Origin of the sequence: Hydrogenophaga sp. BPS33 (genome assembly GCF_009859475.1) — a bacterium.
Classification (GTDB): domain Bacteria; phylum Pseudomonadota; class Gammaproteobacteria; order Burkholderiales; family Burkholderiaceae_C; genus Hydrogenophaga.
The window spans coordinates 5,315,560-5,336,523 of sequence record NZ_CP044549.1 but is presented as its reverse complement, the minus strand read 5'-3'; the positions used below and the strand labels follow the sequence as shown (position 1 = coordinate 5,336,523).

Annotated in this window: 18 protein-coding genes; 16 read left to right on the top strand and 2 right to left on the bottom strand. The window is 67.8% G+C overall.

The window, feature by feature from the left end:
* Position 1: 1 nt before the first annotated feature.
* The 16 genes from rsmH (at position 2) to F9K07_RS31610 (ending at position 18,798) form a co-directional block, all read left to right on the top strand.
* The gene (gene rsmH, locus F9K07_RS24590) at positions 2-925 is read left to right on the top strand and encodes a 16S rRNA (cytosine(1402)-N(4))-methyltransferase RsmH (RefSeq protein ID WP_159595911.1); all 924 of its coding nucleotides are present in this window, start codon (positions 2-4) and stop codon (positions 923-925) included.
* An 85-nt stretch (positions 926-1,010) separates the two neighbouring features.
* Positions 1,011-1,307: a cell division protein FtsL gene (gene ftsL, locus F9K07_RS24585; RefSeq protein WP_159595910.1), complete on the top strand. Its 297-nt coding sequence runs from the start codon at positions 1,011-1,013 to the stop codon at positions 1,305-1,307.
* Positions 1,308-1,309: 2 nt separating this feature from the next.
* Positions 1,310-3,052: a peptidoglycan D,D-transpeptidase FtsI family protein gene (locus tag F9K07_RS24580; RefSeq protein ID WP_159595909.1), complete on the top strand. Its 1,743-nt coding sequence runs from the start codon at positions 1,310-1,312 to the stop codon at positions 3,050-3,052.
* Positions 3,052-4,608 (top strand): UDP-N-acetylmuramoyl-L-alanyl-D-glutamate--2,6-diaminopimelate ligase, encoded by a 1,557-nt coding sequence (locus tag F9K07_RS24575; RefSeq protein ID WP_159595908.1) that lies wholly within the window; start codon positions 3,052-3,054, stop codon positions 4,606-4,608. The genes F9K07_RS24580 and F9K07_RS24575 overlap by 1 nt, the downstream gene beginning before the upstream one ends.
* The gene (locus F9K07_RS24570) at positions 4,605-6,026 is read left to right on the top strand and encodes a UDP-N-acetylmuramoyl-tripeptide--D-alanyl-D-alanine ligase (protein WP_159595907.1); all 1,422 of its coding nucleotides are present in this window, start codon (positions 4,605-4,607) and stop codon (positions 6,024-6,026) included. The genes F9K07_RS24575 and F9K07_RS24570 overlap by 4 nt, the downstream gene beginning before the upstream one ends.
* On the top strand, positions 6,016-7,194 hold the full coding sequence (gene mraY, locus F9K07_RS24565; protein WP_159595906.1) for a phospho-N-acetylmuramoyl-pentapeptide-transferase: 1,179 nt from the start codon (positions 6,016-6,018) through the stop codon (positions 7,192-7,194). The genes F9K07_RS24570 and mraY overlap by 11 nt, the downstream gene beginning before the upstream one ends.
* On the top strand, positions 7,191-9,062 hold the full coding sequence (gene murD, locus F9K07_RS24560; RefSeq protein ID WP_159595905.1) for a UDP-N-acetylmuramoyl-L-alanine--D-glutamate ligase: 1,872 nt from the start codon (positions 7,191-7,193) through the stop codon (positions 9,060-9,062). Before mraY ends, murD begins: the two co-directional genes overlap by 4 nt.
* A gap of 77 nt (positions 9,063-9,139) precedes the next feature.
* Entirely contained in the window at positions 9,140-10,393 is a 1,254-nt protein-coding gene (gene ftsW, locus F9K07_RS24555) for a putative lipid II flippase FtsW (protein ID WP_159597089.1), read from the top strand.
* Positions 10,390-11,466: an undecaprenyldiphospho-muramoylpentapeptide beta-N-acetylglucosaminyltransferase gene (gene murG, locus F9K07_RS24550; protein WP_159595904.1), complete on the top strand. Its 1,077-nt coding sequence runs from the start codon at positions 10,390-10,392 to the stop codon at positions 11,464-11,466. The genes ftsW and murG overlap by 4 nt, the downstream gene beginning before the upstream one ends.
* Positions 11,463-12,875 (top strand): UDP-N-acetylmuramate--L-alanine ligase, encoded by a 1,413-nt coding sequence (gene murC / locus F9K07_RS24545; protein ID WP_159595903.1) that lies wholly within the window; start codon positions 11,463-11,465, stop codon positions 12,873-12,875. The genes murG and murC overlap by 4 nt, the downstream gene beginning before the upstream one ends.
* 5 nt (positions 12,876-12,880) lie before the next feature.
* Entirely contained in the window at positions 12,881-13,840 is a 960-nt protein-coding gene (locus F9K07_RS24540; RefSeq protein WP_442907452.1) for a D-alanine--D-alanine ligase, read from the top strand.
* Between the two features lie 16 nt (positions 13,841-13,856).
* A complete protein-coding gene (locus F9K07_RS24535) occupies positions 13,857-14,663 on the top strand; it encodes a cell division protein FtsQ/DivIB (protein ID WP_159595901.1) in 807 nt (268 codons plus the stop codon).
* Between the two features lie 14 nt (positions 14,664-14,677).
* Positions 14,678-15,907, top strand: a complete 1,230-nt coding sequence (ftsA, locus tag F9K07_RS24530; RefSeq protein ID WP_159595900.1) for a cell division protein FtsA — start codon at positions 14,678-14,680, stop codon at positions 15,905-15,907.
* 168 nt (positions 15,908-16,075) lie between these two features.
* Positions 16,076-17,287 (top strand): cell division protein FtsZ, encoded by a 1,212-nt coding sequence (gene ftsZ / locus F9K07_RS24525; protein WP_159595899.1) that lies wholly within the window; start codon positions 16,076-16,078, stop codon positions 17,285-17,287.
* A gap of 402 nt (positions 17,288-17,689) precedes the next feature.
* Complete coding sequence (lpxC, locus tag F9K07_RS24520; RefSeq protein WP_159595898.1) at positions 17,690-18,613, top strand: UDP-3-O-acyl-N-acetylglucosamine deacetylase; 924 nt, start codon at positions 17,690-17,692, stop codon at positions 18,611-18,613.
* An 8-nt stretch (positions 18,614-18,621) separates the two neighbouring features.
* Positions 18,622-18,798: a hypothetical protein gene (locus tag F9K07_RS31610; RefSeq protein ID WP_201451476.1), complete on the top strand. Its 177-nt coding sequence runs from the start codon at positions 18,622-18,624 to the stop codon at positions 18,796-18,798.
* Between the two features lie 38 nt (positions 18,799-18,836).
* Here the strand turns inward: F9K07_RS31610 and F9K07_RS24515 are convergent, their stop codons facing one another.
* Entirely contained in the window at positions 18,837-20,390 is a 1,554-nt protein-coding gene (locus F9K07_RS24515; RefSeq protein ID WP_159595897.1) for a PAS domain S-box protein, read from the bottom strand.
* A 20-nt stretch (positions 20,391-20,410) separates the two neighbouring features.
* Positions 20,411-20,959 (bottom strand): crossover junction endodeoxyribonuclease RuvC, encoded by a 549-nt coding sequence (ruvC, locus tag F9K07_RS24510; protein WP_159595896.1) that lies wholly within the window; start codon positions 20,957-20,959, stop codon positions 20,411-20,413.
* Between the last annotated feature and the right edge of the window lie 5 nt (positions 20,960-20,964).

The window sequence follows — 20,964 nt, the reverse complement described above, 5'->3', positions numbered from 1 at the left end:
GGTGCAAAGCGCATGGACCCATCAAACCGTCCTGTTGAACGAGGCTGTGCAGGCCTTGGACATCAACCCGGACGGGCACTACGTCGACGCCACCTTCGGCCGCGGCGGGCATTCGCGCCGGATCCTCGAGCAGCTCTCCCGCAAGGGTCGGTTGACCGTCTTCGACAAAGATCCACTGGCGGTGCAGTCTGCGCAGGAACTGGCGGCCCTCGATGGCCGCTTGTCCATTCGGCACGAAGGCTTCAGCCACCTGGGGGAACTGGGGGGCGCGAGCGCGGATGGGCTTCTGATGGATCTGGGCGTGAGCTCCCCGCAGATCGACGACCCCGAACGGGGTTTTTCTTTTCGCCACGACGGCCCGCTGGACATGCGCATGGACACCACGCGCGGCCAGAGCGTGGCGCAGTGGCTGGAAACGGCAGAAGTCTCAACCCTGGCGGAGGTCATTCGTGACTATGGCGAAGAACGGTTTGCTCAACCGATTGCAAAGGCGATTGATCGTCGCCGACAGGAACGGGGCCCTTTTCGAACCACCGGCGAGCTGGCCGAAGTCGTGGCTGGCGCGGTCAAAACCCGCGAGCCGGGCAAGGACCCTGCAACGCGCACATTTCAGGCTTTTCGGATTTTCATCAACGCCGAGCTTGAAGAGCTGCAACAAGCCCTAGAGGCCAGTCTGAGCGTATTGCGTCCGGGAGGAAAACTGGTGGTGATCAGCTTCCATTCGCTCGAAGACCGCATGGTCAAGCAGTTCATGGCACGCCATTCGCGCGCCGTGGTGGACCGCCGCGTACCCTTTGCCGAACCCGCGCCCATGGCGCTGTGCAGCCTCAAGCGCGTGATGCCTTCGGATGCCGAGGTGCAGGCCAATCCGCGCTCGCGCAGCGCCGTGATGCGCGTGGCCGAACGCACGGAGGCGCCGGTATGAGCGCCGCGCCGGGCCGCCTCAAGCAAGCTCGCGCCCCCTTGGGGGGCCGCGCAGCTCACGAAGTGACAAGCGTGGGGGGGACTCCATGATCCGTCTGAATCTGGCCTTGCTGGCGGCGGTGATCGCCAGTGCCTTCTACCTGGTGCACACGCAGTACGAATCGCGCCGTCTCTACACCGCGCTGGACCGCTCCAAGGCGCAGGCGCACAAGCTGGAGTCGGAGCACGAGCAGTTGCAGGTGCAAAAGCGCGCACAGGCCACGCCCGCGCGCGTGCAAGGCCTGGCATCGCGCCAGTTGCAGATGCGGCCCGTGACGCCGGGCATCACACAGTACGTCACGGTGTTCGAGCCGCAGGCCGCCACCACCGAAGGGGAGCGTTGAGCATGGCACGCAACAGCCGCAGCATCAACTACTCCGCCAGTCCCTTGCTGGCCAGCCGCACCCCGGTGTGGCGCAGCAAGTTCATCGTGGCCGGGTTGGCCGTGGCCTTCGCGGGCCTGGCGGGCCGTGCCGCCTACGTGCAGGTGTTCGGCAACGACTTCTTCCAGCGCCAGGGCGAGGTGCGTTTCGCGCGCACGCTGGAGTTGCCGGCCAACCGCGGTCGCGTGCTCGACCGCAATGGCCTCATCCTCGCCTCCAGCGTGGTGGCGCAGAGCATCTGGGCCATTCCCGAAGACGTGGACCGTTCCGACCCGAAGCTGCGCCAGCTCGCCAAGCTGCTGGAGATGCCGCTGGCCGACCTGCGCAAGCGCCTGGGCGACGACGACAAGACCTTCGTGTGGATCAAGCGCCAGGTGGACGCGCCGGTGGCCAAGGAAATTGCGGCGCTCGGCATCAAGGGCATCTACCAGCGCCGGGAGTACAAGCGCCAATACCCGGAAGGCGAAGCCGCGGCCCATGTGGTGGGCTTCACCAACGTGGAAGACATCGGCCAGGAAGGCGTGGAACTCGCGTTCAACCAGAAGCTCGCAGGCAAGCCGGGCTCGCGCCGCGTGATCAAGGACCGCCTGGGCCGCGTGGTGGAAGACGTGCGCGACGTGGTGCCACCGGTGGACGGCCCGGATCTGCAGCTGTCGATCGACAGCAAGGTGCAGTACTTCGCGTACCAGAAGCTCAAGGACGCGGTGATGCAGCACAAGGCGCGCGCGGGCAGCGTGATCGTGGTCGACACGGTCACGGGCGAAGTGCTCGCGCTGGCCAACTACCCGAGCTACAACCCGAACCGGCGCGTGAACCTCACGGGCGAGCAACTGCGCAACCGCGTGCTCACCGACAGTTTCGAGCCTGGCTCGACCATGAAGCCCTTCATCGTCACCCTGGCGCTGGACAAAGGCCTGGTCACGCCCAACACGCCCATCCACACCGCGCCCGGTCGCATCACCATCGGCGGCTCCACCATCAGCGATTCGCACGCCTACGACGTGCTGACGGTCTCGCAGGTGATCCAGAAGTCGAGCAACGTGGGCACGGTCAAGATGGCCATGCAGATGAGCCCGCGCGAGATGTGGGAAACCTACGCGCAGGCCGGCTTCGGCCAGAAGCCGCAGGTGCCGTTCCCCGGTGCGGTCACGGGTCGTTTGCGTCCCTACAAGACCTGGCGTCCGATCGAGCAGGCCACCATGAGCTATGGCTATGGCCTGTCGGCTTCGCTGTTCCAGATCTCGCAGGCGTACACCATCTTCGCGCACGATGGCGAGCTGATTCCCCTGACCTTGCAGAAGACCGAAGAGCCGGCGCAAGGCGTGCGCGTGTTCAGCGCAAAGAACACCATCGCCGTGCGCCAGATGCTGGGCCTGGCGGCCGGCCCCGGCGGCACCGGCTCGCGCGCGCAGACCATGGGCTACTCCGTGGGCGGCAAGAGCGGCACCGCACACAAGCAAGAGGGCAAGGGCTACGCCAGCAACAAGTACCGCAGCTGGTTCGTCGGCCTGGCGCCGCTGGAGTCGCCGCGCATCGTGGTCGCGGTGATGCTCGACGAGCCCAGCAACGGCCAGTACTTCGGCGGCCTGGTCGCCGCGCCCGTCTTCAGCGAGACGGTGCAGCAGACGCTGCGCATTCTCGGCGTGCAGCCCGACATCAACGTGAAGCCTCAGATCGTCACCGAAGTGGTGGAGGAATCCTTCTGATGCAGGTCATCACCAAGCCCACCGCCGTGGCCGACTGGTTGCATGAACGCGCCGTCGGCGCGTTGCATTGCGACAGCCGCCGTGTGCAGGCGGGCGACGGCTTCGTGGCCTGGCCCGGAGCGGCCACCGATGGGCGCCGCTTCGTGGCGGCCGCGCTGGGTGCGGGCGCCGTGGCGGCGCTGGTAGAGCACGACCGGGTCGAGCCTTATGGGTTCGACGACGAACGCGTGGTGGCGGTGCCGGGCCTGAAGAACCTGGCGGGTGCGATCGCCAGCGAATTCCACGGCACGCCGAGCGCCGAACTCGACATGGTCGCCATCACCGGCACCAACGGCAAGACTTCCACCGCCTGGTGGATGGCGCAACTGCTCTCGGCCTGCCAGAAGCCTTGCGCGGTGGTGGGCACGCTGGGCATGGGCCGTGCGCCGGCGCCCGGTGCCGATGCCCCGTCGCTGGTGCCCACCGGCCTGACCACGCCCGACCCGGTGATGCTGCAGACGGAGCTGCGCCGCTTCGTGCGCGAAGGCCTCAAGGCCTGCGCCATCGAAGCCTCGTCGATCGGTCTGGTGGAAGGCCGGCTCAACGCCACGCAATTGCGCGTGGCGGTGTTCACCAATTTCACGCAGGACCATCTCGATTTCCACGGCAGCATGGAAGCCTACTGGAATGCCAAGGCCGCGCTGTTCGACTGGCCCGGCCTGGCCTGCGCCGTGGTCAACCTCGACGACGTGCGCGGTGTCGGCCTGGCCGCCAAGCTGGCCGCGCGGGGGCTGGGCCTGTGGACCGTGGCGATCGAATCCGCCGACCCGGCTGCGCACCAGCGCATCGCCAAGGCGCGCCTGTTCGCACAGGACCTGGTCTTCACCGACAGCGGCATGGCCTTCCAGGTGGGCGAGCGCGATGCCCAGGGCCGCGTGATGGCCACGCACGCCTTGAGCCTGCCGTTGGTAGGGCGCTACAACGTATCGAACCTGCTGTGCGTGCTGGCCTCGGCGCGCGCCTTGGGCGTGCCGATGGCCGATGCCGTCAGCGCCTGCGCCGCGCTCACGCCGGTGCCTGGCCGCATGGAGCTGGCCGGCGCGGGGCCTGGCCAGCCGCTGGTGCTGGTCGACTATGCGCACACGTCCGACGCGCTGGAGAAGGCCTTGCAGGCGCTGCAACCGCTGGCCCGCAAACGCGGCGGCGCGCTCTGGGTGGTGGTGGGCTGTGGCGGCGACCGCGATGCGCGCAAGCGCCCGATGATGGCCGCAGCCGCCGAGCGCGAAGCCACGCGCACCGTGTTCACCAGCGACAACCCGCGCAGCGAGGACCCGCAGCAGATCCTGCGCCAGATGGTGGCCGGCCTGAGCGCGCCCGATGCGGCCATGGTCGAGCCCGATCGCGCACGCGCCATCGCCCTGGCCGTGGCCCGCGCTGGCGCGCGCGACGTGGTGCTGATCGCCGGCAAGGGCCACGAGGACTACCAGGACGCGCAGGGTGTGAAGAAACCTTTCTCCGATCTGGAACAGGCCCGCCAGGCGCTCGCGCGCCGCGCCGGCAACGGGGTGCACGCATGAAGACCCTGGGCCAGCTGCTGCCGCAACTCACGGGCGCCCGCGTGGTGGGCCAGCCCGACCTGTCTTTCTCCCGCGTGCACACCGACACCCGCAGCCTGCAGCCGGGTGACCTGTTCGTCGCGCTCCAGGGGGAGCGCTTCGACGCGCACGACTTCCTGCCGCAGGCGCAAGCGCAAGGCGCGCTGGCCGCCATCGCCCACCAGGGCCTGGCGCAGGCCGGCCTGCCCGGCGTGGAAGTGCCCGACACGCGCCGCGCGCTGGGCGAGCTCTCGCGCCTGTGGCGCAGCCAGTTCGAGCTGCCGTTGATCGCCGTCACCGGCAGCAACGGCAAGACCACCGTCACGCAGATGATCGCGTCCATCCTGCGCGCTGCCGCGGGCGAGGCCGCGCATGCCACACAAGGCAATTTCAACAACGACATCGGCGTGCCGCTCACGCTGCTGCGCCTGCAGGCGGCGCACCGACTCTCGGTGGTCGAGCTGGGCATGAACCACCCGGGCGAAATCGCCGAGCTCGCCGCACTGGCCCGGCCCACCGTGGCCTTGGTGAACAACGCGCAGCGCGAGCATCTCGAATTCATGGCCACGGTAGAAGCCGTGGCGCGCGAGAACGGCTCGGTGATCCAGGCCCTGGACGAGCAGGGCACGGCGGTGTTCCCGTCCGACGATACCTACACGCCGTTGTGGCACGGGTTCGCCGGCGCGCGCCGCGTGCTGACTTTCAGCGACAGCGACCCCGACGCCGACGTGAAGGCCCTGCGGACCGAGTGGGCCGAGGGCGCCTGGGTGCTGGACCTCGCGTCCCCCCCCGGTGAGGCCACGGTGCGGCTTCGCATCGCCGGCCGCCACAACGTGCGCAATGCGCTGGCCGCCACCGCCTGTGCGCTCGCCGCCGGCGTGGCGCTGGACGCTGTGGTGCGCGGCCTCGACGGCTTCGAGCCGGTCGGTGGACGCTCGCGTGCCCTGGCTGTGCGCGTGGAGGAGCGCAAGCTCACGCTGATCGACGACACCTACAACGCCAACCCCGACTCCGTGCGCGCCGCCATCGACGTGCTCGCCGAGCTGCCCGCGCCGCGCCTGCTGGTGCTGGGCGACATGGGCGAAGTCGGTGAACAGGGAATGGCCTTCCACGAGGAAGTGCTGCGCCACGCGCTGGCGCGTGGCATCGAGGCCGTGCACGTGAGTGGCGACTGGATGCGCCAGGCCAGCGCGGCGCTGCCCCAAGTCGTGCACTGGGCTGAAGTGCCGGCGCTTGCCGGCGCCGTTTGCGCGCTGGTGCGCGACGACCGCCCCATCTTCAAGAGCGTGCTCGTCAAGGGCTCGCGTTTCATGCGCATGGAGCGTGTGGTGCAGGCCCTGCAGGCGCTGGACCCCGCGCACGCCGGCTCGAACAAAAAGGACCCTCTCCATGCTGCTTAGCCTGGCCATGTGGCTGCAAAGCCTCTCACCCGATTTCGGTTTCCTGCGGGTGTTCCAGTACCTCACCTTCCGTGCGGTGATGGCGGCCATGACCGCGCTGCTGGTGGGTCTCGTGGCGGGCCCGTACTTCATCCGCCGGCTCGCCGCCCTCAAGATCGGCCAGCCGATCCGCGAATACGCCATGCAGACCCACCTGAGCAAAGGGGGAACGCCCACCATGGGCGGCGTGTTGATCCTGTTCGCGATCGCGCTGTCCACGCTGCTGTGGTTCGACTTGTCCAACCGCTTCGTCTGGATCGTGCTGCTGGTCACCCTGGGTTTCGGTGCGATCGGCTGGGTGGACGACTGGCGCAAGGTCGTCAAGAAAGACCCCGAGGGCATGCGCTCGCGCGAGAAGTATTTCTGGCAGTCGGTGATCGGCCTGGTGGCCGCGTTCTACCTCGTGTTCGCCGTCTCCGGCACCAGCAACGAACGCGTGTTCGAGCTGTTCGTGGCCTGGATCAGCTCGGGCTTCTCGCTCGACATGCCGCCGCAGGCCGGTCTGCTGGTGCCCTTCTTCAAGGAAATCAGCTACCCGCTGGGCGTGGCCGGCTTCGTGATCATGACCTACCTGGTCATCGTCGGCTCGAGCAACGCGGTGAACCTCACCGACGGCCTGGACGGCCTGGCGATCATGCCGGTGGTCATGGTCGGTTCGGCGCTGGGCGTGTTCTGCTACGTCACCGGCAACTCGGTGTTTGCGAAATACCTGCTGCTGCCGCACATTCCCGGCGCGGGCGAGCTCTTGATCTTCTGCGCCGCGATGGCCGGCGCGGGCCTGGCCTTTCTGTGGTTCAACACCCACCCGGCGCAGGTCTTCATGGGCGACGTGGGCGCGCTCGCGCTCGGTGGCGCGCTGGGCACGATCGCCGTGATCGTGCGCCAGGAAATCGTGCTGGCCATCATGGGTGGCATCTTCGTGGTCGAGGCGCTCTCGGTCATGTTGCAGGTGACCTGGTTCAAATACACCAAGCGCCGCTACGGCACGGGCCGGCGCCTGTTCCAGATGGCGCCGCTGCACCACCACTACGAGAAGAAGGGCTGGAAGGAGACGCAGGTCGTCGTGCGCTTCTGGATCATCACCATGTTGTTGTGCCTGGTCGGCCTGTCGACTTTGAAACTGAGATGAACGAGCAGTCCGTCCTCATCCTCGGTCTGGGCGCCTCCGGCCTGGCCATGGCGCGCTGGTGCGCGCGCCAGGGTGCGCGCGTAACCGTGGCCGACACGCGCGAGGCGCCGCCGCAGCTTGCCGTGCTGCGCACCGAATGCCCCGACGCCCAGTTCGTGGCGGGGCCGTTCGACGACGCCTTGCTGGCGCGCGCCGAATGGAGCCTGATCGCGCGCAGCCCAGGCCTGGCACCCGAGCTGCTGCAGCTGGCGTTTGCCTGGGCGCAGGAACACGGCGTGGCGCTGGTCGGCGAGCTGGATCTGTTCGCGCGTGCCTTGCGCGGGCTGGCGCAGCGCGAGCGCCTGCCGTACCGCCCGAAGGTGCTGGCCATCACCGGCACCAACGGCAAGACCACGGTCACTTCCCTCACGGGCCTGCTGCTGCAACGCGCCGGCTTGAACGTGGCCGTGGCCGGCAACATCGGCCCCAACCTGCTGGACGTGCTGTCCGCCGCGCTGGACCACGAAGCGGTGGCGCAGAAGGCCGACGACGAGCGGGCCGCCGCCGAAGCGCAGGAAAAAGCACAAGCCGAGCAGGCCGAAGCGGCTGCAGCGGCGGCACAGGCTGCCGCGGCCGCAGCGCACCAGGCCGAGGCCCCGGCGCAAGAAGACATCCCCGAACCCGATGCGCAGGCCAGCCTGCTCGATGAGGGCACGTTAAGCGACACCGAAGAAAGCGATGCCGAAGAAGGCGACGCGTTGGAGGTGGCGCCCACGCCCGCCGAAGACGACGACGCGCCGACCCAGCTCGTGCCACCGCCCGTGGAGCCGCCGCAACCCGCGCACCTGCCCCAGGCATGGGTGCTCGAACTCTCCAGCTTCCAGCTCGACCGCACCGCCGGTGGCGACTGGGCCACCGTGCCCACCGCCGCCACCGTGCTCAACCTCACCGAAGACCACCTCGACTGGCACGGCAGCATGGCCGCCTACGCGCAAGCCAAGACGGCGGTGTTCGGCGCGCAGGCGCTCATGCTGCTCAACCGCGACGACCCGCAGGTCTTGGCGATGAAGCCGGGCCTGGTCACGGTGAAGGTGGGCAACCGCAACCGCCAGCAAAGCGCCAGGCCCTGGGTCACGTTCGGGCTGGACGCCCCCACGCGCCCCGGTGACTGGGGCATTGAAACCGTCAACGGCATGAGCTGGCTGGTGCGCGCGCTGGCGCTGGACGAAACGCGCAAGCGTGGCCGCGCGGCCGACGAAGAGGAAGAGCTGTACTTCCAGCGCCTCATGCCCGTGGAAGCCTTGCGCATCCGTGGCCGCCACAACGCCGCCAACGCGCTGGCGGCATTGGCACTGGCAACGTCCACCGGCGCCGCACTCGCGCCCATGCTGCACGGCCTGCGCGAGTACCGCGGCGAGCCGCACCGCGTCGAACCCGTGGGCATCGTCGACGAGGTCGAGTATTTCGACGACAGCAAAGGCACCAACGTGGGCGCCACGCTCGCGGCGGTGAATGGCCTGGGCGTGGACCGCAAGCTGGTGGTCATCCTCGGCGGCGACGGCAAGGGCCAGGACTTCGCGCCTCTGTCCGAGCCGCTGGCGCGTTTCGCCCGCGCCGTCGTGTACATCGGCCGCGATGCGGGCCGCATCCGGGAAGCCGTGGCGGCCGCGCTGGAGCGGGTGTCCGTGCCGCAATTCGACGCCACCACGCTGCCCGAGGCGGTGATTCTCGCGTCGCAGCAGGCCCATGCCGGCGATGCGGTGCTGATGTCGCCCGCCTGCGCCAGCCTGGACATGTTCGACCACTACGAACACCGTGCCCGCGTCTTCGTCGAAGCGGTGAACGAACTGGCCGCCGAGATGGGCAACGGCCTGGAGGGCAGCCTGTGAAGAAGACCGCAACCGCCGCCGCCCAGCGCAACCGCGCACCCTGGGGCCAGCGCGTGCGCTCTGCCCTGGCAGGCCTGATGCCGCGCTGGCCGGGCCGCGACCTGGCGGGCGCGCTCGCCGGTGGCACTTCGCGCGACGACCTGCCGGTGCGCCTGTCCAACCGCACCTACGCCGGCACGCGCAACGTCGCCGTGCGCGAACTCGGCTTTGACCAGCCGCTTCTGTGGGTGGTGGTGTCGTTGCTGGCCTGGGGCCTGGTGATGGTGTATTCGGCCTCCATCGCCTTGCCCGACAACCCGCGCTTTGGCAATTACGCGCAGAGCCATTTCGTGCTGCGCCATGGCATGGCCATGGTGATCGGCGTGGTGGCCGCGATGGTGGCGTTCCAGTTCCCCATGAAGGCCTGGGAGAGGCTTGCGCCCTGGATGTTTGCCGTGGCCCTGGTGCTGCTGGTGCTGGTGCTGGTGCCCTTTATTGGCCTGGCCGTGAATGGCGCGCGGCGCTGGATTCCGCTGGGCATCATGAACTTCCAGCCCTCGGAGCTGGCCAAGCTGGCCGTGGTGATGTACGCCGCCAGCTACATGGTGCGCAAGATGGAAGTGAAGGAACGCTTCTTCAAGGCGGTGGCGCCGATGGCCGTGGCCGTGGGCGTCGTGGGCATGTTGCTGCTGGCCGAGCCGGACATGGGCGCCTTCATGGTGATCGTGGTGATCGCCATGGGCATCCTGTTCCTGGGCGGCGTGAACGCGCGCATGTTCTTCCTGATGGCGCTCGTGGTCGTGGGGGCGTTCGCGCTCATGGTCATGACCAGCGAATTCCGCCGCCAGCGCGTGTTCGCCTATCTGGACCCCTGGAGCGTGGAGCACGCCCTGGGCAAGGGTTATCAGCTCTCGCACTCGCTGATCGCGTTCGGGCGTGGCGAGATCTTCGGCGTGGGCCTGGGGGGCAGCGTGGAGAAGCTGCACTGGCTGCCCGAGGCGCACACCGACTTCCTGCTGGCCGTGATCGGTGAGGAGTTCGGCCTGCTGGGCGTGGTGGTGCTGATCGGCCTGTTCCTGTGGCTCACGCGCCGCATCATGCACATCGGCCGCCAGGCGATCGCGCTCGACCAGGTGTTTGCCGGTCTGGTGGCGCAGGGCATCGGTTTGTGGATGGGCTTCCAGGCCTTCATCAACATCGGCGTGAACCTGGGCGCGTTGCCCACCAAGGGCCTGACCTTGCCCTTGATGAGTTACGGCGGGTCGGCAATTCTGCTCAATCTGGTGGCGCTGGCGATCGTGCTGCGCGTTGACTACGAGAACCGCCAGATGATGAAAGGGGGCCGCGCGTGACCGCCCCTTGCGCTCTCATCATGGCCGGCGGCACCGGCGGCCACATCTTTCCTGGCCTGGCCGTGGCCGAAGCCTTGCGTGAGCGGGGCTGGCGCGTGCATTGGCTGGGCGCGCCCGGCAGCATGGAAAGCCGGCTCGTGCCGCCGCGCGGCTTCGCGCTGGAGACCATCGATTTCGGCGGCGTGCGCGGCAAGGGTCTGGTCACGCTGGCCCTGCTGCCGCTGCGTCTGCTGCGCGCCTTCTGGCAGTCGCTGCAAGTGGTGCGGCGGGTCAAGCCTGACGTGGTGGTGGGTCTGGGCGGCTACATCACCTTCCCGGGCGGCATGATGGGTGTGCTCGCCGGCAAGCCGCTGGTGCTGCACGAACAGAACTCCATCGCAGGCATGGCCAACCGCGTGCTGGCCGGTGTGGCCGATCGGGTGTTCACCGCCTTCCCTAACGTGTTCAAGAAGGCCCAGTGGGTCGGCAACCCGCTGCGCGCGGCCTTCCTGCAACAGCCCGCGCCGGCCGAGCGTTTTGCCGGCCGCAGCGGCCCGTTGCGCCTGCTGGTGGTGGGCGGCAGCCTGGGCGCCAAGGCGCTCAACGACGTGGTGCCGCTGGCGCTGGCCCTGCTGCCCAAGGTGCAGCAGCCCCAGGTTACCCACCAGAGCGGCGAGAAACAGATCGACGCGCTGCGCGCCAACTATGTGGCCGCCGGCATCCAGGCCGAGCTCACGCCCTTCATCGACGACACCGCGAAAGCCTTTGCCGAGGCCGACCTCATCGTCTGCCGCAGTGGCGCGAGCACCGTCACCGAAATCGCCGCCCTGGGCGCGGCCGCGCTGTTCGTGCCGTTCCCCGCCGCGGTGGACGACCACCAGACCACCAACGCCCGCTTCCTCGTCGACGCCGGCGCGGCCTGGCTCATGCCTCAGGCCGAACTCACCCCCCAGCGGCTCGCCCAGATCCTGCAGACCGTGCAGCGCGAGCAGTTGCTGGCCATGGCCGAGAAGGCCCATGCCTTGAAAAAAACCGAAGCCGTGGCGGCCGTCGTGGCCGCGTGCGAGCAACTTGCGAAAGTTCCGACAGCATGAAGCACGCCATCCGACACATCCACTTCGTGGGCATTGGCGGTGCCGGCATGAGCGGCATCGCAGAGGTGCTGCTCAACCAGGGTTACCGCATCACTGGCAGCGACCTGGGCGAGAGCACCGCCACGCGCCGCCTGGTGGCCATGGGCGCCGAGGTGTTCGTGGGCCACGATGCCGCCTACATCGAAGGGGCCGACGCCATCGTCACCTCGACCGCCGTGAAGGCCGACAACCCCGAGGTGGCGGCGGCCCACGCCAAGCTGATTCCGGTCGTGCCGCGCGCCGTGATGCTCGCCGAGCTGATGCGCATGAAGAAAGGCGTGGCCATTGCTGGCACGCATGGCAAGACCACCACCACCAGCCTGGTGGCCAGCGTGCTGGCCGCCGCCGGCATGGACCCGACCTTCGTGATCGGTGGCCGGCTCAACAGCGCCGGCGCCAACGCGCAGCTGGGCGCGGGCGAGTACATCGTGGTCGAGGCCGACGAGTCCGACGCCTCGTTCCTCAACCTGCTGCCAGTGCTCTCCGTCGTGACCAACATCGACGCCGACCACATGGACACCTACGGCCACGATTTCGGCAAGCTCAAGTCGGCCTTCGTGGACTTCCTGCACAAGATGCCGTTCTACGGCGCGGCCGTGGTGTGCGTGGACGACGCCGCGATCCGCGAGATCCTGCCGCAGATCGCGCGCCCCATCACCAGCTACGGCTTCTCCGAAGACGCGCAGGTGCGCGCCATCGATGTGCGCTCGGTCGGCACGCAGATGCACTTCACCGTGCAGCGCCGCAACGGCGTGGAGCTGCCCGACCTGCCGGTGGTGCTCAACCTGCCCGGCAGGCACAACGTGCTCAACGCACTGGCCGCCATCGGTATCGCGGTGGAGTTGAACGTGCCCGATGCCGCTGTGCAACAGGCGCTGGCCGAGTTCAAGGGCGTGGGCCGGCGCTTCCAGTCGTACGGCGAAGCCCGCCTGGCCGATGGCAGCGGCCGCATCACCGTGGTCGACGACTACGGCCACCACCCGGTGGAAATGGCGGCCACGCTGGCGGCCGCGCGTGGCGCCTTCCCGGGTCGGCGTCTGGTGCTGGCGTTCCAGCCGCACCGCTACACCCGCACGCGCGATTGCTTCGAAGACTTCGTCAAGGTGATCGGCCAGGCCGACGCGGTGCTGCTGGCCGAGGTGTATGCCGCGGGTGAAGCCCCCATCGTCGCAGCCGACGGCCGTTCGCTGGCGCGTGCCCTGCGCGTGGCCGGCAAGCTCGAACCCGTGTTCATCGACGACATCGCCACCATGCCGCAGGCTGTGCTCGACAACGCGCGCGATGGTGATGTGGTGCTCTGCATGGGCGCGGGCACGGTGGGTGCGGTGGCCGGTCGTGTGATCGAGCTGGCGCAAGGGACGGCAGCATGAATGCAATGGAGATGAAGAAGGTGGATGTGAAATCGCTCGGCAAAGTGGCCGTGCTCATGGGTGGCCGTTCCGCCGAACGCGAGGTCTCGCTGATGTCGGGCAACGGCGTGCTGGCCGCGCTGCGCTCCAAAGGCGTTGACGCCCATGCCTTCGACCCGGCAGAGCGGGTCATGGACGAACTCCAGCGCGAAGGCTTCCAGCGCTGCTTCATCGCGCTGCATGGCCGGTTCGGCGAAGACGGCACGGTGCAGGGTGCGCTGGAGCTCCTGGGCATCCCATACACCGGGCCCGGCGTCATGGCCTCGAGCGTGGCCATGGACAAGCTCATGACCAAGCGCATCTGGCTCGCCGAAGACCTGGCCACGCCGGCCTGGCGGCAGGTGCGCAGCGCCGGGGAAACGGTGGCCGCGTTCAAGGCCCTGGGCTCGCCCATGATCGTGAAGCCAGTGCGCGAAGGCTCCACCATCGGCCTGACCAAGGTGGTGAGCGAAGACCAATGCGCGGCAGCCTACGAACTCGCCGCCGGACAGGACCCGCTGGTGATGTGCGAGCAGTTCATCGCCGGCGACGAGGTGACCTGCCCGGTGCTGGGCACGGGCGAGCAGGCGAGGGCGCTGCCGGTGATCCGCATCGTCGCGCCCGATGGCAACTACGACTACCAGAACAAGTACTTCAACGACGACACGAAGTACCTCGTGCCCTGCGGCCTGCCCGAGGGCGAAGAGGCCGCCATCCAGGCACTGGTGCTCCAGGCCTACCGCACGCTCGACTGCCGCGGCTGGTCGCGCGCCGACGTGATGATCGACGCGAAGACCCGCAAGCCCTGGTTGCTTGAGATCAACACCTCGCCCGGCATGACCGGCCATTCGCTCGTGCCGATGTCGGCCAAGGCGGCGGGCCTGTCGTACGAAGACCTGTGCGTGCAACTGTTGGCCAGCGCGGCGCTGGACCACAAGGCCGCCTGAGCCACGGAACAACGACATGGCCAGCACCGAACTGCCCCTGGACGTCAAACTCATGACCGTGGTCACGCACGTGCTGGTCGTGGTGTTTGCCGTGCTCAGCCTGGGCCTGTTCACGACCTGGCTGGTGCGCCACCCGATCTGGTCGGTGAAGGCCATGTCGGTGCATGGCGACGTGTCGCACCAGAGCGCCGTGACCTTGCGCGCGCAGCTGTCGTCGCAGATGCGCACGCGGCTGACCGGCAGCTTCCTCACCGTGGACCTGCAGCAGGTGCGCCAGCTGTTCGAGTCCGTGCCCTGGGTGCGCAAGGCCGTGGTGCAGCGCGAATTCCCGAACCGCCTGCGCGTGACGCTCGAAGAGCACCAGGCCGTGGCCTGGTGGGGCCAGTCGGGATCGGGCCAGTTGGTCAACCAGCTCGGCGAGGTGTTCGACGCCAGCCCCGACGACGGTGATGGTTTGCCGGAGCTGGCGGGCCCGGGCGAGAAATCGGCCGAGGTGTGGTCGCTGTACCAGGTGTTGGCCGGCGAATTCAAGCGGCTCGACCTGGAGCTCGAACGTCTCGAACTCACCGAACACGGCACCTGGCGCGCCGCGCTCGACAGTGGCGCGCGCATCGAGCTCGGCCGTGGCACGCCAGACGAACTGCTGGCGCGCACGCGCCGCTTCACCGGCACGTTGTCCCAGCTCACCGAACGCTATGCGGGTGCGGTGCAGTCCGTGGACTTGCGCTACCCCAATGGTTACGCCCTGCGCTTGCGCGGCGTGACCACCGTCATCGACACGCCGCCCGGCGCAACGCATCCCCGTACACAACCCCGTAGGTAAGCAAGAAGCACATCATGGCCAAGGAATACAAGGATTTGGTGGTCGGACTCGACATCGGCACAGCCAAGATCATGGTGGTGGTCGCCGAGGTCCAGGCCAACGGCGACCTCAAGCTCGCCGGCCTGGGCGTGTCGGCCAGCCATGGCTTGAAGCGGGGCGTGGTGGTCAACATCGACGCGACGGTGCAGAGCATCCAGCAAGCGCTGAAAGAGGCCGAGCTGATGGCCGACTGCCGCATCGCGCGCGTGTACACCGGCATCACGGGCAGCCACATCCGCGGCATCAACTCCAGCGGCATGGTGGCCATCAAGGACCGCGAAGTGACGGCTGCAGACGTGGCGCGCGTGATCGAAACGGCCAAGGCGATCAACATCTCGACCGACCAGCGCCTCTTGCTGGTGGAGCCGCAGGAGTTCGTGATCGACGGACACGAGGTGAAGGAGCCGATCGGCATGAGCGGCATCCGCCTCGAAGCCAAGGTGCACATCGTGACCGGCGCGCAGAGCGCGGCGGAGAACATCATCAAGTGCGTGCGCCGCTGCGGCCTCGAAGTGGACCAGCTCATGCTCAACCCGCTGGCCTCGAGCCAGGCGATCCTGACCGACGACGAGAAGGAACTGGGCGTGGCGCTGGTCGACATCGGCGCGGGCACGACCGATGTGGCGATCTTCTCGGGCGGCGCGATCCGCCACACGGCGGTGATCCCGATCGCGGGCGATCTGATCACCAGCGACATCGCCATGGCCCTGCGCACGCCCACGAAGGACGCCGAGGACATCAAGGTGGAGAGCGGCTGCGCCAAGCAGTTGCTGGCCGACCCGGACACGCAGGTGGAAGTGCCCGGCCTGGGCGACCGTGGCCCGCGCATGCTCAGCCGCCAGGCACTGGCGGGTGTGATCGAGCCGCGCGTGGAGGAGATCTTCTCGCTGGTGCAGCAGGTGGTGCGCGATTCCGGCCACGAGGAAATGCTGTCCTCGGGCATCGTGCTCACCGGTGGCAGCGCGGTCATGCCCGGCATGGTGGAGTTGGGCGAAGACATCTTCCTCAAGCCGGTGCGCCGCGGCATTCCGAACTACCACAGCGCCTTGTCCGACATGGTCGCGCAGACGCGCGCGGCGACCGTGATGGGGCTGCTGGAAGAGGCGCGCCTGGCGCGCGTGCGCGGACACAAGGTGGCGCAGAAAGCGGGCTCGATGCAAGGCGCGGTCGAGCGGGTCAAAAACTGGTTCCTGGGGACGTTCTGATGAAACACGCTCGCTACCACGCTCTGCGTTTTTCCCTGGGTCGATGTCGACGACGACGAGGCCGGTGTGCCGAACACACCGGACCCCCCGGATGACCGAACCTGAAACCCGAATGAACTTCTCGCATACCGCCGCATCCAGGCAACAGACACAGAACAGGAGCATCACATGAGCATCGAAATGATCGAAGTTGAAGAATTCAACCAAGGCACCCAGATCAAGGTCATCGGCGTGGGCGGTGGCGGCGGCAATGCCGTCGAGCACATGATTTCGCGCAGCGTGCAGGGCGTCGAATTCATCTGTGCCAACACCGACGCGCAGTCGCTCACGCGCAGCGCCGCGCACAAGACGATCCAATTGGGCACGACGGGCCTGGGCGCAGGCAGCAAGCCCGAGAAGGGCCGTGACGCGGCCGAGGTGGCGGTGGATGACATCCGCGAAGCCATTGCAGGCGCGCACATGCTGTTCATCACCGCCGGCATGGGCGGTGGCACCGGCACCGGTGCTGCGCCGGTGATCGCGCGCGTGGCCAAGGAAATGGGCATCCTCACCGTGGGCGTGGTCACCAAGCCCTTCGATTGGGAAGGTGGCCGCCGCATGACCAACGCCGACAACGGCCTGGCCGAGCTCGAAGCCAACGTGGACTCGCTGATCGTGGTGCTCAACGAGAAGCTGCTCGAAGTGCTGGGCGATGACGTAACGCAGGACGAGGCCTTCGCCCATGCCAATGACGTGCTCAAGAACGCCGTGGGCGGCATCGCCGAGATCATCAACGAATACGGCAACGTGAACGTTGACTTCGAAGACGTGCGCACCGTGATGGGCGAGCCCGGCAAGGCCATGATGGGCACCGCGGTGGCCGCGGGTCCGGACCGCGCGCGCATCGCGGCCGAGCAGGCCGTGGCCTGCCCGTTGCTCGAAGGCATCGACCTGTCGGGCGCCAAGGGCGTGCTGGTGCTGGTGACGGCCGCCAAGGGTTCGCTCAAGCTGTCGGAATCGAAGCTGGCGATGAACACCATCCGCGCCTACGCTTCGCCCGAAGCGCACGTGATCTACGGCGCGGCCTACGACGATGCGCTGGGCGACGAAATGCGCGTGACCGTGGTGGCCACGGGCCTGTCGCGCCAGGGTCAGCAGCGCCGCACGGCGCCCCCGCTGCAAGTGCTGCGCACCGGTACCGATAACGTGCCGTTCAATGTGCCGACGATGAACGCCGCCGTGGGTGGCCCGGGTGCCGCGCAGCCGGACTACAACTCCATGGCCGTGCCCAGCGTGTGGCGCACGAACCGCACGCAGGCCGCGGCCAAGGTCGATGCGCTGGCTTCGGGTGGCATGGACGATTTCGAGATCCCTGCCTTTCTGCGCAAGCAAGCCGATTGATCTCGTTGGGTTGGTCCTGGTGTTTGCTGGCCTGCACCTCGCGGGCTCGCGGACGCCGGGCGCTCTGCTCCGCGGGTGTCCCCCGCCGCCGGGAGGGCGGCTCCTCCTTTACCCCGCTGCGCAGAACGCCCAGCGCCCGCGATCCGAGAGCGGGTTGGTGGTCCTACATTGAGTGCTACACGTAGGTCGGCGGTGATCGGGGTGTCCGGCGCAGCGGGGTAAAGGAGGAGCCCGGGGCGTAGCCCCGGGCGGGGGACACCCGCGGAGCCGGGCACCCCGGTCGCCGCTGACCGTTGCAGCCGGAGAAAAATCAGAAGCAGGCGGAGAGAGAAAAAAACCTCCCTATCAAGGCCATCACCTTTCTTAACCATGTTCTGGCGGCGCGAAAACTACAATTCCGGGATGCTTGCGCAACGCACCCTCAAATCCCTGACCAAGGCGGTCGGTGTCGGCCTGCACAGCGGTCAGCGGGTGGAGTTGACCCTGCGCCCCGCCGCGCCCGACACCGGCATCGTGTTCCGCCGCGTGGACCTGCCCCAGCCGGTCGAGATTCCCGTCAACGCCATGGCCGTGTCCGACACGCGTCTGGCCTCCACCATCTCCAACGGTGGCGTTAAGGTCCACACCATCGAGCACCTCATGAGTGCCTGCGCCGGGCTCGGGTTGGACAACCTCTACGTCGACATCACCGCCGAAGAAGTCCCCATCCTCGATGGCTCGTCGGCCTCCTTCGTCTACCTGCTGCAAAGTGCCGGCATCGTGATGCAGAACGCGCCCAAGCAGTTCATCCGCGTCACCCAGCCGGTGGAAGTGCGCGAAGGCGAAGGCCGCTCCTTGAAGTGGGCGCGGCTCGACCCCTTCCATGGCTACAAGCTCGCGTTCGAAATCGAGTTCGACCACCCGGCCGTGAACTCCACCGGACAACGCGTGGAGTTCGATTTTGGCAGCGGCCAGTACGCGCGCGAAATCGCCCGCGCCCGCACCTTCGGCTTCACCCGCGACGTGGAAATGATGCGCTCCAACGGCCTGGCCATGGGCGGCGGACTGGACAACGCCATCGTGATGGACGACGTGAAAGTGCTCAACGCCGATGGCCTGCGCTACCAGGACGAGTTCGTCAAACACAAGATCCTCGACGCCATGGGCGACCTCTACATCGTGGGCAAACCCCTGCTGGCCGCCTACAGCGCGTTTCGCAGCGGCCACGCCATGAACAACCAGCTGTTGCGCGCCTTGCTGGAGCACCCCGAGCGTTACGAAGTGGTCAGCTTCGCGCACGACCGCGAAGCGCCCAGCGGCTTCGCCCAACTCGCGCCGGCCTGGTAAGCGCGCCCATGCTGCTGTTCCGCTGGACCGTCATGCTGCTGCTGCTCGCAGCGGGCGTGTGCTTCGCGTTCTACATCGGCACCGGGCAGAAGCGCTACCGGCAATGGGGCATCGTGATCCTGAAATGGACCGTGATCGCCGCGCTCGGCTTCTTCGGCGTGCTGATTCTCGAGCGGCTGCTTTAGTGTGGCGTTGCGTGTAGCGCCACCCCTCTCTGCCTTCGTCAGCGCTCGCCGTCCGACACCGGCCGCACGAACGCGCTGAAGAGTTGCACCTCGGCGGTGTGGATCAAGCCGATCTTCATTTCCACCTCCATTTCATGGCCGTCGCGGTGCACCACCGTGCGGCGCATGCGTTGGCCCGTGAACGGCGCCTTGCCGGTGGTCAAAAAGCCGGCCAGCGCCTGCACGAACGGGGTCTGGAAACGCTCGGGCAATACGATGTCGGCCAGCGATTCGCCCAGCACCTCGTGCCGCTTCCAGCCCAACAACTTCTCGGCCTCGGCGTTCCAGTCGGTGATGAGGCCTTCGAAGTCCATGCCGATGAAGGCTTCCTGCGCCGCGTCGATCACGGTCTGCACGCGCTCCTCGTTGGCGCGCACGTCGTCCAGGGCCTCGCGCAACTCCGCCGTGCGCTCGCTCACGCGCCGCTCCAGCGCGGCGTAGCTGTGGCGCAACTCGGACTCTTGCGTTTGCAGGCTCTTGACCAGGGAGTTGAAAGCATTGCCCAGCAATACCACCTCCCGGTAGCTCGCAGTGGTGGGCGCCTTCACCGCATAGCCTGCCTCGATGCCGCGCGCCACGTCGGTCAGGTCGAGCAAGGGGCGGGTGATCAACCGCGCCAGCCACCAGCCGATCAGGGAGAACAGCAGGGCCGCGATCAGGCCGCCGATCAACATCTGGCGGTGCAACTGGTTGACGGGTCCGTAGGCGTCTTCCTGCGTCTGCCGCACCAGCACCCGCCACTGCAGCCCGGGGTAGACGTCGTAGCCGCTGTCCCGGCTGTATCCCACCACGTAGGTCTTGCCATCGGGCCAGACCTCCGTCGAGTGCCCGGTCTCGCCCCGGCCCGCGGCTTCCAGGCTGGGCACTTGCAGTGTCTTGCCCTGCACGTCGGCCGGGCCGAGCAGCACCGTGCCGTTGGAGGAGACGATCAGCATGTCCACCGTGCGGTGCCGGTTCACAGGCGCGAAGATGGCCTGCTGGATATCGGTGGCCCAGTTCCACGACAGGTGCACCCCCACGGCACCCGTGGTCGCGCCCGTGGCATCGGTGAGCGCAAAAGCGATGTCGACAAAACGCAAAGGCTCGCCGCCGCCCGGTGTGCCGAGCAGTTGCGCGAGCAGCACCGCGTCGTGCACGTCGCCCATGGCCTTGTCCGCCATCGCGTTGCGGAACCACGGGCGCGAGGACACGTCCACGCCTTCGAGCATGCCGCGCGTGGCGGTGCGCACGACGCCGGCGGTATCGGTCACACCGATCCACGCGTAGTACGGATAGCTCTTCTGCACCTCGTCGATGGCTTGCCGCACCGCCACCGGGTCGGTCACGCCCTGCAACCGCTGGGCGATCAGGCGCACCTCGCGGTAGCGCTCGAACATTGCGCGGTCCAGGCGGCTGGTGGTCTGTTGTGCCAACACGCCCAGGGTACCGGCAATGCCGGCGCGCACCTGGGTGCTGGCCATGCGGTCGCTGAGCAGCGTGAGACTCACGGTGAGCAGCAGCGAGAGCGCGGTGAAGGCCAGGGCCAGCCAGGCCCCCAGGCTGAGTCGGCGCATGCGGTTCGGCTCCTGCATCGTCAGTAGATCCGGCCTGCCTTGTAGCTGGCGTGTGTGCGGGCGTTCTGTGCCGCCACCTTGCCGATGGCCTGCAGCGTGCGGTGGACCTGCGCGTGTGTGATGGCCAGGCCGAGCGCATCGGCCGCGTCCTTGCCAGGCAGGCCGGGCAGGCGCAGCAGCCGCTTGACCATCTCCTGCATCTGCGGCTTGCCCGCCCGGCCGCTGCCGGCTACCGCCTTCTTCAACTGCAGCGCGGTGTATTCGGCCACTTCCAGCTGGTTGGCCACCAGCGCGGTGAGACAGGCGCCGCGCGCCTGACCGAGCAGCAGGGTGGCCTGCGGGTTCACGTTGACGAACACGATCTCGCAAGCCGAGACCTCGGGCTGGTAACGCGCCACCACTTCGCTGATGCCATCGAACAGCACCTTCAAGCGCCCAGGCAGCAGCGCGCCGTCCTTGGGGCTGGTCTGGATGGTGCCGCTGGCCACGTAATGCAAGGCCGCGCCTTCGGCGTCGATCACGCCAAAACCGGTGCATTGCAGACCGGGGTCGATGCCGAGAATTCTCATGCGGA